9 protein-coding genes are annotated in these 13649 nt (G+C 63.5%); 4 read left to right on the top strand and 5 right to left on the bottom strand.

The annotated features are described in order from the left end of the window. The 4 genes from AB4Y32_RS31340 to AB4Y32_RS31325 all read left to right on the top strand — a co-directional run. The coding region (locus AB4Y32_RS31340; protein ID WP_368725037.1) for a hybrid sensor histidine kinase/response regulator at positions 1-3757 on the top strand (3757 nt) is incomplete at its 5' end. 9 nt (positions 3758-3766) lie between these two features. Next, the gene (locus tag AB4Y32_RS31335; RefSeq protein WP_368725036.1) at positions 3767-5911 is read left to right on the top strand and encodes a response regulator; all 2145 of its coding nucleotides are present in this window, start codon (positions 3767-3769) and stop codon (positions 5909-5911) included. A gap of 290 nt (positions 5912-6201) precedes the next feature. Continuing rightward, positions 6202-6366 (top strand): zinc ribbon domain-containing protein, encoded by a 165-nt coding sequence (locus AB4Y32_RS31330; RefSeq protein ID WP_368725035.1) that lies wholly within the window; start codon positions 6202-6204, stop codon positions 6364-6366. An 83-nt stretch (positions 6367-6449) separates the two neighbouring features. After that, positions 6450-6710, top strand: coding sequence for a hypothetical protein (locus tag AB4Y32_RS31325; RefSeq protein ID WP_368725034.1), 261 nt, complete (start codon positions 6450-6452; stop codon positions 6708-6710). 191 nt (positions 6711-6901) lie between these two features. Here the strand turns inward: AB4Y32_RS31325 and AB4Y32_RS31320 are convergent, their stop codons facing one another. The 5 genes from AB4Y32_RS31320 to AB4Y32_RS31300 all read right to left on the bottom strand — a co-directional run bounded on the left by AB4Y32_RS31320 (position 6902) and on the right by AB4Y32_RS31300 (position 13141). Further along, positions 6902-7666 carry an enoyl-CoA hydratase gene (locus AB4Y32_RS31320; RefSeq protein WP_368725033.1) on the bottom strand — a complete coding sequence of 255 codons (765 nt, stop codon included), beginning with the start codon at positions 7664-7666 and terminating at the stop codon, positions 6902-6904. Continuing rightward, entirely contained in the window at positions 7663-8865 is a 1203-nt protein-coding gene (locus AB4Y32_RS31315) for a CaiB/BaiF CoA transferase family protein (RefSeq protein WP_368725032.1), read from the bottom strand. Before AB4Y32_RS31315 ends, AB4Y32_RS31320 begins: the two co-directional genes overlap by 4 nt. 425 nt (positions 8866-9290) lie before the next feature. After that, a complete protein-coding gene (locus AB4Y32_RS31310; protein ID WP_368725031.1) occupies positions 9291-10181 on the bottom strand; it encodes a LysR family transcriptional regulator in 891 nt (296 codons plus the stop codon). Positions 10182-10286: 105 nt separating this feature from the next. Then, positions 10287-11819 carry an alpha-galactosidase gene (locus AB4Y32_RS31305; RefSeq protein ID WP_368725030.1) on the bottom strand — a complete coding sequence of 511 codons (1533 nt, stop codon included), beginning with the start codon at positions 11817-11819 and terminating at the stop codon, positions 10287-10289. A gap of 464 nt (positions 11820-12283) precedes the next feature. Then, positions 12284-13141, bottom strand: a complete 858-nt coding sequence (locus AB4Y32_RS31300; RefSeq protein WP_368725029.1) for a hypothetical protein — start codon at positions 13139-13141, stop codon at positions 12284-12286. Between the last annotated feature and the right edge of the window lie 508 nt (positions 13142-13649).

Below are 13649 nucleotides of genomic sequence, written 5' to 3'. Positions count from 1 at the left end.
ACAGGTGCGCAATATCGCGGACGTAACTAAAGCCGTTGCAGCGGGCGACCTGTCGAAGAAGATCACCGTCGACGTGAAGGGCGAAATACTCGAACTGAAGAACACGATCAACACGATGGTCGATCAGCTCGGCTCGTTCGCTTCCGAAGTGACGCGCGTTGCGCGCGAAGTGGGCACGGAAGGCAAGCTCGGCGGCCAGGCGGATGTGCAGGGCGTGGCGGGCACGTGGAAGGATCTGACCGACAACGTGAACTTCATGGCGGGCAACCTGACCGCACAGGTGCGCAATATCGCGGACGTAACTAAAGCCGTTGCAGCGGGCGACCTGTCGAAGAAGATCACCGTCGACGTGAAGGGCGAAATACTCGAACTGAAGAACACGATCAACACGATGGTCGATCAGTTACGCTCATTCGCATCCGAAGTGACGCGCGTGGCGCGCGAAGTCGGCACGGAGGGCAAGCTCGGCGGGCAGGCCTATGTGCAGGGCGTCGCGGGCACGTGGAAGGACCTGACCGACAACGTGAACTTCATGGCGGGCAACCTGACGAGCCAGGTGCGCGGCATCGCGAAGGTGGTGACGGCCGTCGCGAACGGCGACCTCGCGCGCAAGCTGACGGTGGAAGCGAAAGGCGAGATCGCGGCGCTTGCGGACACGATCAACAGCATGACGGATACGCTCGCGACATTCGCCGATCAGGTGACGACCGTGGCGCGCGAGGTCGGCGTCGAGGGCAAGCTTGGTGGCCAGGCCAAGGTGCCGGGCGCATCGGGGACGTGGAAGGGGCTGACGGAAAACGTCAACCAGCTTGCGGCGAACCTGACTACGCAGGTCCGGGCCATCGCCGAAGTCGCGACGGCCGTCACGCAGGGCGACCTCACGCGCTCGATCACCGTCGAGGCGCTTGGCGAGGTCGCGGCCCTGAAGGACACGATCAACGAGATGATCCGCAACCTGAAGGACACGACGCAGGTCAACACCGAACAGGACTGGCTCAAGACGAACCTGGCCAAGTTCAGCCGCATGCTGCAAGGGCAGAAGGATCTCGTCGCCGTCGGCCAGTTGATATTGTCCGAACTCGCGCCTGTGGTCGGCGTTCAGCAGGCCGAGTTCTTCGTGCTCGATTCGTCCGACGATGCCGCGTTATTGCGGCTGATGGCGAGCTATGCGTCGAGCGGTCATCTGTCGCATGGCAAGCGCGTGCAACTGGGTGAAGGACTCATCGGCCAATGCGCGGTCGAGCGCCGCAAGATTCTGCTGGAGCCGTCCGGCGCCGATAACATCCGCATCACGTCCGGGCTGATCAGCATCGTGCCGCACAATGTTCTCGTGCTGCCTATCGTTTTCGAAGGGCAGGTGAAGGGCGTGATCGAACTCGCTTCGTCCGAGTGCTTCAATCCCACTCACCTCGCGTTCCTCGATCAGCTGACGGAGAGCATCGGCATCGTCATCAATACGATCGAGGCCAACACGAGAACGGAAAATCTGCTCAAGCAATCGCAGTCGCTCGCGCACGAATTGCAGAACCGTCAGGAAGAGCTTCAGCAGACTAACGAAGAATTGCAGGAAAAGGCACGGCTTCTCGCGCATCAGAATCAGGAAGTGGAGCGCAAGAACGCCGAAGTCGAGCAGGCGCGCCAGGCACTCGAAGAAAAGGCCAAGCAGCTCGCGCTGACGTCGAAGTACAAATCGGAATTTCTGGCCAACATGTCGCACGAGTTGCGCACGCCGCTCAACAGCCTGCTCATTCTTTCCGATCAGTTGTGCAAGAACCCCGAGGGCAATCTGTCGACGAAGCAGATCGAGTTCTCGCGAACGATACACTCGTCGGGCAACGATCTGCTCATGCTGATCAACGACATTCTGGACCTGTCGAAGATCGAGTCGGGCACGGTGGTGATGGACTTCGCCGAACATCGCCTCGCCGATCTCATGTCGTATGTCGAGCGTACATTCCGCCACGTCGCCGAAGCGCGCAACGTGGACTTCGTGATCCATCTCGGCACGCGTCTGCCCGCGTCGATCCGCACCGACATCAAGCGCTTGCAGCAGATTCTCAAGAACCTGCTGTCGAACGCATTCAAGTTCACGCATCGCGGGCACGTGACGCTGTCGATCGAAGAAGTATTCGGCGGATGGAACGCGGACAACAAAGAGCTTAATCGCGCGAAAGAGGTCATTGCGTTCTCGGTGTCCGACACGGGCATCGGCATTTCGGCGGACAAGCAGCAGATCATCTTCGAGGCATTCCAGCAGGCCGATGGCAGCACGAGCCGCAAATACGGCGGCACGGGTCTTGGGCTTGCGATCAGCCGCGAATTGTCGAAACTGCTGGGCGGAGAAATCCGGCTCGTCAGTTCGCCGAACAAGGGGAGTACTTTCACGCTCTATCTGCCGTTGTCGGGCGAGATAGGCCGCGTCGCGAGAAAGACGGTCTCCGTTTCCGGCGACGATGCCGCGGCGGCCCTCGGCGGCGATGCCGCGAGCGAGGCCGATGCGCTTGCGGCGCATGAGTTCATCGATACCGTCGTCGGCGAAACGCGCGATCTCGCGGGCACGCCCGAGGACGACCGCTTCAACATCATGCCCGGAGACCGCGTGCTGCTGATCGTCGAAAACGATCTGGCGTTCGCGCATTTCCTGCTGGATGCGGCGCGCGAGCGCGGCTTCAAGGGGCTCGTCTCGCCGCTCGGCGCACCCGCGTTGACGCTCGCCAATCAGTTCAAGCCCGACATCGTCACGCTCGATCTGTTCCTGCCGGATATGGACGGCTGGCGTGTGTTGAGCCGCCTCAAGCACGATATGGCGACGCGGCATATGCCCGTCTGCGTGATCTCGACGGACGAGTCGCGCGAGCGCGCATTGCGGGCGGGTGCATTCGCCTTTCTCGCGAAGCCGATCCAGGCGCGCGAAATACTGGACGACGCGCTGAGCGTGCTGGCCCGCTACGCCGATACGACGCCGCGCAAGCTGCTCGTCGCGCTGCCCGATTCGCCCGAGCGCGAACACTTCGCCTCATCGTTGTCGAGCGACAAGATTGCGCCCGTGTTTGCGGCAACGCGCGAGCAACTGATAGCGGCCCTCGACGACAGGAATCTGGGTGCGGTCGCGATCGGCGCGGAACTGTTCGAGTCGAGCCTTCATGACATCAAGGCGGCGCTCTCGAACAGAGGGCTTTTTGCGCCGCTGCCGTTCGTCGTGCTGACGCCGGGTAAAGAGCCGGGCGCATGGGCGCGCGACATCGAAACCTTCAGGCCGCTCGCCGTTTCGGACATGAGCCGCCTGCTCGATGCGACGATTGCCTCGCTGCACTTCGACTGCAAGTGGCTACACGATGAAGCGCGCGACGTGATCGACGGTCTGCATGGCGCGAATGCAGACCTCGCGGGCCGCAAGGCGCTGATCGTCGACGACGACATGCGCAATATCTTTGCGCTCGCAACCGTGCTCGAGGATCACGGCATGCAGCATGTCTGGGCCGACAACGGCAGGGACGCGATCCGGCTCGTCGAAGCGGATGATGAGATCGACATCATTCTGATGGACATCATGATGCCGGAGATGGACGGCCTTGCGACGACGAAAGAGATCCGCAAGCGCGAGGTCGGCCGCACGCTGCCGATCATCGCGGTGACGGCGAAGGCGATGAAAGGCGACCGCGAACGCTGCATCGAAGCGGGCGCCTGGGACTATCTGTCGAAGCCTGTCAACCGCGAAGATCTGCTCGCGGTGCTTCACGCGTGGCTGCATCGCTAGGAGAGCGCAATGGACAATGCCGTCGCCTCCTCGCGGCAACCCGTCAACATTCTCGTCGTCGATGACTTGCCGCAACAGCACCTCGTGATGCGCACGATTCTCGAAGAGCTTGGCGAGAACGTGATTACGGTGGGATCGGGACGTGAAGCGCTGAAGGCCGTGCTGGAGCGCAACTTCGCGGTCATCCTGCTCGACGTGAACATGCCGGGCATGGACGGTCTCGAAACGGCCTCGCTGTTGCGCACCTATCGGCGCACGGCCAGCACGCCGATCATCTTCGTGACCGCGTATATCGACGAGTCCGAGATGAAGCGCGCCTATTCGCTCGGCGCCGTCGACTATATTTCCGCGCCCGTCGTTCCGGAGATCCTGCGCTCGAAGGTGAAGGTCTTCGTGGAAATGCACCGCATGCACAAGGAGCTGCTGTTGCGCGCGGACGAACGCGAGGCATTCGTGCGCGCGGAAGCGGGCAGAGCGGCTGCCGAGCGCGCTCGGCAACGCGCGGATTTTCTGGCCGCAGCGAGCCACGTGCTGACCCGCTCGCTCGAAATCGACACGACGTTGCAGCGTATCGCGGAGCTTGCATCGGGCGAACTCGCCGAGACGGCGTTCGTCGCAGTGAGGGGCATCGGCGAGTTCGCCGCCGACTATACGGCAAGGTCGGCGCGGCGCAACGATCCGCATCCGCCGGATTTCGCCGCGTTCCGGGTTGCTACGCTCGCACGGGCCTTTCCCGGCGTGAACCGCTTCGTGGACAGATTGCTGCATGAGAGCAGCCCCGACAACGAGCCTGCCATCGACGAGTTCGTTACCGAAAGCATCGGCGACGCGTGCTCTTTCGAAGGCATCCGGTGCGTGAGCGCGTTTCCGCTGTTGACGGGCAGCCAGAAGGGCGTGCTCGTGCTGTGCTCGGCTGCGGGGCCGATGCCCGCCGAGCGGACTACGCTCGTTCAGGAGTTCGTCAGTCGTGCTGCCATTGCGCTCGAAAACGCGCTGCTGTTTTCGACGATCCGCGACGGCGACAGGCGCAAGAACGAATTCCTCGCGATGCTCGCGCATGAACTGCGCAATCCTCTCGCGCCTATCGCGAATGCGGCCGCCGTGATGCGCAGCGCCAAGAAGGGCGATGCGGAAGTATTGCGCTGGGCGAGCGAGATCGTCGGCACGCAGGTCGAGCATATGGTGCGCATCGTCGAAGATCTGCTGGACGTGTCGCGGATTGCGAGAGGCACGGTGACGCTGCGCAAGGAGCCTGTGCCGCTTTCCGTCGTGATCGGCCGGGCGGTGGAGACGAGCCGTCCTCATCTCATACGTCACTCGCAAACGTTGACTTGCGATGAAGAGGCCGTCGATGCCGTCGTGGATGGCGATGTGGTCCGGCTCGCGCAGATCGTCGCGAACCTGCTGAACAACGCGTCCAAGTTCACGCCGCAAGGCGGCCATATCTCGCTGTCGACGCGCTTTGCCGACGGCATCGCGTCGATTACCGTCGCCGATGACGGACAGGGTATCGACGCCACATTCCTGCCACACGTGTTCGATCTTTTCGCGCAAGCCGATGCGTCGCTGCATCGGTCGCTCGGCGGACTCGGCATCGGACTGACGCTCGTGCGGCATCTGACGGAACTGCACGGCGGGTCCGTTCAGTGCAGGAGCGAAGGGCTCGGCAAGGGCTCGGAGTTTACGATCCGCCTGCCCGGCACGATGACCGAGCGCATCACGCCCGTGCGTGCAACCGTCGTCCATCTGAACCGCAGGCCGGCGACGCGCGTTCTCGTCGTGGACGATCTCGTGGCTTCCGCCGAAAGCCTCGAAGCGCTGCTCGCGATACACGGCTACGTCGTCCGATGCGCGACGGACGGCGAGTCCGCATTGAGCGTCGCCGCCGACATGAAGCCCGACGTGGTCGTGCTCGACATCGGGCTGCCGGACATGACGGGTTACGAGCTTGCGCGATATCTGCGGCAGGGAAGCGGTTGCCCGCGCGCATTGATGATCGCGCTAAGCGGCTATGGCCAGGAAGAGAACGTACGGCAGGCGATGGAAGCAGGCGTCGACCACTATCTCGTCAAGCCCGCCGATCCTGCGGCGCTGCTCGAACTGCTGGCCACACGCGAAGAGGGCCGCGACTATGACGGCATGGCCGCGCCCTGAATTTCGTTCGCGGTTTCGTCCGCTGTTGCGTCGCTTCGCGCGAGCGTGAGCTGTGCGACACTCAGCTGTCCCGCGCAGGTGGCAAGCCGCAAGGCGAGCTGAGGCATGCCGTGTTCTTCGCCGGCGACGGCATGAGCTTCGGGTTTCCGGCGGGTCGCGCGCATCGCGCAAACGATGGGATGTGCACGCCCCGCGCACGCACTAGAATGGGATGAGCTAGCGGCGCGCGATTGCGTGTGATCGTGCATCCGCAGCGCCCGCAGCCCAATCATCCGCACGGGAGGATCAGCATGCCGACCTACCAGTATCGTTGCCAGAGTTGTGGTGAAAAGTTCGAACATGCGGAGCACGTCGCAGAACATGCAACGGCGCAACTGAAATGTCCCAAATGCGGCAGCGACAAGGTGCAGCATGCGCCGACGCCGTTTGTCGCGAAAACTTCCAGAAAGAGTTGAGCGCCCGATAACCCGCCGTCACGACGCGTGACGTTGTGCGGTAAATGGATGCATCAAACACGTCTTAACGTCACGAGGTCGCGATGGCATGGCTCGTCATTCTGCATGGCGCGTACTGGCGCGACGTCTCACCCGAGGTGTTCAAGGAGCACGGGAAAAGGGACGACTGGAGCCAGTTGATTTGCGAAACCTTCGACACGAGCGAAGACATCTGCGAAGCGGAATATGACGGACTGAAAATCCTGATTCCGCGAAACACCGTCATCGCCGCAGTGAACTTGCAGGATCGGGAGCAGGCGAAGGGCTTTGCGTTGCCTGCTCCCCACGGCGACGTTCATCGCTGACGCCGCCGCACTTTGCGCGTCACCGGACGCGTTCGCAGCAGTTGCGAAGCGAACGGTGCGTTATTTTTCGTCGACGCTCAGAAAGTCGACGGCTCTGCCATGCGGCGCGGCCTGCCGGCTTGCGTGCGTTGCGTGCTGTGCTTTGCGTGCGATCGGCAAGGGCGGCGTCTCCTCCTCTTATGGGTTCTCCGTTAGCGCTTCGACGAACCGGACGTGAACGCGGCCACGGCATCGCGGAACGCGCTGCTGCCGTAGACGGTATCGATCAGATCTTCGTCGTCGAGGCGCTGTTCGACGACGATGCGCCGCAGGCTTTCTTTGACGGCATGCTGCGTCACCGGCGACAGCGCGCTCAGGCGCTGCGCGAGCGCGCGCGCAACTGCGTCCAGCGCGTCCTTCGCGCAGACTTCGTAGACGTAGCCGCACGCGAGCGCTTCGTCGGCGCTCAGATAGTCGGCGAGCATCAGCATCTTCTTGACGCGCGGCACGCCGAACGCCGCATGAAGCCGCGCGATATTGCGCGACGACAACGTGTTCGACAGCGTCTTCGCAATCGGCGCGCCGAACTTCGAAGCATCGCTGCACACGCGAAAATCGCACGCGGTTGCGAGCGCGAGCCCGCCGCCCACGGCCCAGCCGTCGATGACAGCGACCGTCGGCACGCGTATGCGTTCGACGGCGTCGATCACGCGTTCGACGAGGGCTTCATAGGCGACGCCCTGCCGACCGTCGCGAAAGTCGCTGAAATAGCCGATGTCCGTGCCCGATACGAACGACTTGCCGCCCGCGCCGCGGATCAGGATGCAGCGCACGGTTGCATCGCGCTCGCATTGGTCGATCAGCGCGAGCAGCGTTTCGTACATCGGGATCGTCATCGCGTTGTGCCGCTCGGGACGATCGATCAGAATCTCGGCCGTGCCCGCGTCCGGCATGCTCAACTTGACCTGGTCGCTCATGGCTGCACCCCGTTGATTTCGGCGAAGAGTTCCTCGTTGTGCTCGCCGAGCAGCGGCGGGTGGCGCCGCACCTGTTGCGGCGTGCCCAGCAGCTTGACGGGGAAGCCGATGTTCTTCACCTTGCCTTCGATCGGGTGATCGATCTCCATGCACATGCCGCGATGCCGCGCATGCTCGCTGCCGAACGCCTCGGGATAGGAGAGGATCGGCCCTGCCGGAATGCCCGCCGCGAGCATCGTCTCGATCCAGTCCTCGCAGTCGCGTCGCGCGAACGACTGCTCGAGCGATTCGATCAGCGCTTCGCGGTTCTTGAGGCGCAGCGAGACGGTTTCGTAGTTGGGATGCCGGAGGAGGTCGGGGCGCTCGATCAGTTCGCACAGCTTCGTCCACAGCTTCTGGTTGGTCGCGCCCATCACGAAGTAGCCGTCGCGCGCTTTCACCGCCTGATAGGGCGCGCTCATCTTGTTGCTCGTGCCGAGCGGCGTCGGCGGCACGCCCGTGCCCCAATAGTCCGACATGTCCCATATCGAGAACGCCATCGCGGAGTCGAACAGCGATGCGTCGATGTGCTGTCCCTCGCCCGTCGCCTGCGCGCCGATATAGGCCGACAGCACGCCATAGACGGCAAAGAGCGCGCAGCCGATATCGGCGACGGGCACGCCCGCCTTCACGGGTTTGCCGCCCTCGTAGCCCGTCACGCTCATCATGCCCGACATCGCCTGCGCCATCAGGTCGAAGCCGGGACGCGACGCCCACGGCCCGCTCTGACCGAAGCCGGAGATGCTTGCGTACACGATCTTCGGATTGATCGCGCGAATCGACTCGTAGTCGATCCGCAGACGCTGCACGACGCCGGGCCGGTAGTTTTCGACGATGACGTCGGCCGTTTTCGCCAGCTTGTAGAAGAACTCGCGGCCTTCGTCGCTCTTCAGGTCCAGCGCGAGCGAGCGCTTGTTGCGGTTCATGTTCAGAAAGCCCATGCTGTCGGGCCCTTTCATCTTGAATCCCATTGCGCCGCGCGTCTGATCGCCTTCGAGCGGCTCGACCTTGATCACGTCGGCGCCGAGATCGGCGAGCAGCATGCAGGCAAACGGTCCCGCCATCACCTGGCTGACGTCGAGCACGCGGATGCCCTGCAGCGGCAACGCGCGCGCTTGTGCGGATTGCGCCGAACGCGCGGCTTGGTCGGTTTGCGCCATGTAAAGTCTCCTGAAGGTTGTACGAACGATCGCCGTGCGACAAGGGCGGCAATCGATGGAATGGCATCGGCAGCGGCAAAGAGGGCTGCGGAAAGGTCGGGGGGCGTGTGCGCGGCTCGCTGTGTGACGGCCGCTCGAGTGCTCGCTCTGGTGCTTCGGGTGCTACGAGCCGAAGTGCGCCGCCCGTCGTGTTGTCTGCGGGTATCCGTTGTTTTTACAACTGTCACTCAGTCGGGAGACGGCGGCAAGCACGTAAGAATCATGGCTGGCTTCGCAAATCGCGAAGGCGATGGGCGATCGGCGTTTTCAGCCAGTTGCGGCCCCGCGTGGGCGGATAGGACCAAGGTATGGCCGCGTATGGCCACGCATGGCCAAGTATGGCCACGTATGGCCACGCATGGTCAGCGTATTGCTTCGCACGCGCCCTATCGCGGCCGTTCGATCAGCGCGTTGACGACGTTGTCCAGCGTCTGCGCTTGCGCGTGTCCTGCGACGCACGAAAGCACATAGCTGCGCTGATGCCAGTCTCCTTGCAGTTCGGCACAGGCGAGCGTTTCCTCGGGATGGAAGCTATCCAGCACGTCGGGCGGCATCAGGCCGACGCCGAGCCCATGCCGCACGAACGCGAGCATCGTGTCGAAGCCGTTGACCAAATAGTCGTTGGTGAAATGGCGGCCGCGGCTGCGATACGCGCGCTGCACCGCAGAAAGAATCGCCGAGCCCTTGCCGAGGCTGACGAGGGGGATGTCGAACAGGTCGTCGATGGCGATGGGCGTATCGGGAAACCGGAAATGCGGCCGGCTGTAGACGAGCACGAGTCGGTCTTCGCGATACGGCAGTTGCGGCAGGTCCAGAAAGCCGCTCTTTTTCTCGTAGATGCCGATGTCGATCATCTTGTCGCGCAGCAACTGCTGGACGATCTTGCTGTTCTCCTCGACGATCTTCAGCGAGATGCCCGGGTACGTGCGCTGGATGTTCGCGATATCGCGCGCAAGAAATTCGATGACGACCGCCTTCGGCGCGCCGATGATGATGCGCCCCTCCAGCCCGTGAGCAAGCGTCTGTGCGTCGCCCGCGAGGCGGTCGACGAGCGTGTCGATCTGGCGGATGTAGCGCAGCAGCTTGTCGCCGGATTCGGTGACTTCGACGCCGTGCGGCACACGGCGGAACAGTTTTGCGCCGAGCTGCTGCTCCAGATCGGATACGCGGCGCGATGCGGCCGCCACTGCGAGCCCCAGCTTGTCCGCTGCCCGGGATATGCTGCCTTCGTCCACGATGGCGAGGACCAGCCGAACGGTTGTCGTGTCGACTCTCACGATGATTGAAATCTCCGGGTTGAATGACGGCGGGTGAGCGAGATTGTCCGTCAGTGGGACGCGGGTGACTAGCGGAGTTGGGGCCGACCGATCATCGAATGGCAATCAGTTTTCGCCGTGACGCGCTATCGAAATAGTCTGCGAAAGCGGCACGGGTCCGCTGATCGTCGCCACGTAGCCGATGTCTGGCGCGGGCGTCGACGCGTCCACATTCGACAACGCAAGCGCATTGGGCCCCGCTCGAAACGGCACGTAGACCGCGATGGCGCCCATGCTTGCGTTGCTGCGAGTCGGCGGGAAGGCGAGCATCGTAGGCCGTTGGCCGTTCATGATCAGCCGTGCAAAGACGGTCCGTGTGCTGTCGTTGACGTAGCCGACTTCGATGAAGCCCCCGCGCGCGCCCGACGCCATTCCGCTGAAGTTCACGGTGCCGAGACCCGTCACCTTCTTGCCGCTCGTGCAGGCCGGGCAGCGCGCAAAGACGGCGCCGCCGTCCAGCGAACCCGGTTGCCACGTCGCGGGCGCGGAATCGGTGCCGCTAATCGTGAGCATGGTCACGCCTCCGGCGGGCACGTCGTGTGCCGTATAGGACGTTGCAAATCGACCGAGGTCTTTCCTGGCCCACACGTCCCGCACCATCGCCTGCGATGACGAGACGAGGCCGAGCGAGTCCCATGTGACCGTCATCGGCGCAGCCTTCGCCGAGTTGTTGAAGAGGACGATCGCTCGCTGTCCCGTTCCCGCCAGCAGCTTCGCCCACACCTGCAACCGGCCCGACTGCGCGACCAGCAGACCTTGCAGGCCCAGCGCATCCTGATCGATCGCGAGCACTTCCTCATTCGTGAGCAGGCGTGCTGTGTCGGCCGGCAGCGGCTTCGCCAGATCGTTGCCGAGAATCAACGGCGCGCCGGAAATCGCCCACAGGCTGATGTGCGCCTGATCGTGAACGGCGGACATCCGCATTCCGGCGACCATCATGTCGGGATCGTTGTAGTAGCCGGTATGCTGTCCCTCCGGATGATAGTTGCCGGCCAGGTTGTAGATGACGCTGCCGAAATCCGGCGTGATGTCGCGCGTGGTTCGCCACATCGTGCCGACGCCGGCGCCCCACGTCCATGGTCCTTCGTTGTAGTCGGGAAACGATTTGTCGGTGGGTATCGTGCCCCAGTCGCACACGCTGAACGTCAGGCGATGGCCCGTCTGCGAATAAGCCCGGCTGATGGCCTGCGCAATGGAACGATAGGTTTTCTCGGGATCGTAGCCTCTTGCCGCGCCCCCGCAAAAATCGACCTTGACGAAGTCGAATCCCCATTGGGCAAATTGCAGAAAGTCGTGATCATAGTGAGCAGGATCGCTTCCGACGAAATGCGTGCCATCGGCCCGCTTGCCGCAGCCTCGCGGACCTGCATCGATATAGATGCCTGCCTTCAGCCCCTTGCCGTGGATATATCGCGCGATGGCCTGCATTCCGCCGGGCCATTGCGCCGCGTCGACGATGAAGTTGCCGCTTGCGTCTCGTTGTCCCGAGAGCCACCAGCCTTCATCGATGTTCACATACTCGTATCGATGGCCCGAGGCAATGCGCGCGTTCAGCGCCGCCAATCCGGCGGTCTCTGCCTTGATGACGTCATGGTTCACGCCTTCGCCCAGGCTGTTCCAGGACGACCATCCCATCGGCGGTGGAGGTACGGGTGTCTGCGTCGCACGTTGCGTGACGTCGGGCACGTGCGTGGACCAGGCGGCTTCGTCATTTGCAGAGTCGGTGCCACGGCCGCATGCGCACAGGCTCGAAATGAGCGATAGAACAACGAACACGCACCGACGATGCAATCGCATGGCCGTCTCTGGCCTTATCCGCATGAAGCCGGTCTGAATAGCGGGTGCAAAAGAAAAGCGCTTCGCGGATTTACGGGAGCACGCGGTCGTTGGGCTGCGATCGTCCAGTTCCCGTCATTCCTCTAACTGAGCAAATGGACGTTCATTCATATGGCCGATGCGCTTCGGCCGCTGACATTCGCCTCTCAGTGTTGTGCCGAACGGGGCGCCCGGCTGCATACAGCCATCGGAGCTTCCGCTAGAGAGATGGACATACGCAAGGGATCTCACGCTTCATGTTCCATACAATCGGGATTACCCGTCCGGTAGCCGTCATGGCCTTCGTCTCTTGCGCGAAAGGGCGGCTGAAAACAAGGCGGCCGATTACCTGGACCCGCCCGCGCCGTTTCCGCCTCCGCCTCCACCGTTCCCGCCGTTCCCGCCTCCGCCATGACCGCCTGCGCCGTGACCGCCAGCGCCTGCGCCCGAACTGCCTGCACCTGCACCCGAACTGCCTGCACCTGCACCCGAACTGCCTGCACCTGCACCCGAACTGCCTGCACCTGCACCCGGACCGCCTGCACCCGAACTGCCTGCACCCGAACTGCCTGCACCGTGACCGCCTGCACCTGCGCCCGAACTACCTGCGCCTGCGCCCGAACTACCTGCGCCGGCACCCGAACCACCTGCGCCGGCACCCGAACCACCTGCACCGGCACCCGAACCACCTGCACCGGCACCCGAACCACCTGCACCCGAACCACCTGCACCCGAACCACCTGCACCCGAACTGCCTGCACCATGACCGCCTGCACCTGCGCCCGAACTACCTGCACCTGCACCTGCACCCGAACTACCTGCGCCGGCACCCGAACTACCTGCGCCGGCACCCGAACCACCTGCACCGGCACCCGAACCACCTGCACCGGCACCCGAACCACCTGCACCCGAACTGCCCGCACCGTGACCGCCTGCGCCTGCGCCCGAACTACCTGCGCCTGCACCCGAACCACCGGCACCCGAACCACCGGCACCCGAACTACCGGCACCCGAACTACCTGCACCCGCACCTGCACCCGCACCTGCGCCTGCACCAGCACCTGCACCACCAGCGCCCGAACTGCCTGCGCCGTGACCGCCTGCACCTACACCCGAACCACCTACACCCGAACCACCTACACCCGAACCACCTACACCCGAACCACCTACACCCGAACCGCCTACACCCGAACCACCCGCGACCGAACCCCCTCCGCCGTGACCGACGGCAGGTTGTCCTTCAGCCAGCTGCGGTGAAGCAGAATTCGAAGATGGTGCGCTGCGGTGATCGAACGAACCGGAAGACACGGGCGGGGCGAGCTCAGCACTGCCAATTGCAGTTCCCCGGTCAGGGGGGGACGATGGTCTCGCGACTTGACCGGACGAAGACGCTTGTCGCGTTGGCGATGTGGGGCGGGGGGGGCCCGGCGCATGCCGCGCGGTTGCTCTCACGTGCGGTGCAGAATGGTGGTGATTCTGTGCGGCTGCATAGCTTGGTCGATCAGGCTCTCGTGTAACCGACTGCGGCACAGCAGAATCCGGAGTAGGTCCAGCGCTGTAATCGGACGGAGCGGAAGACACAGGCGGCCCAGAAGACACAAGCGGCCCAGAAGA

It is taken from the genome of Paraburkholderia phymatum (assembly GCF_040965635.1).
Lineage (GTDB): Bacteria > Pseudomonadota > Gammaproteobacteria > Burkholderiales > Burkholderiaceae > Paraburkholderia > Paraburkholderia phymatum_B.
The sequence above is the reverse complement of the archived record's forward strand: the minus strand, read 5'-3'. Positions and strand labels throughout refer to the sequence as shown.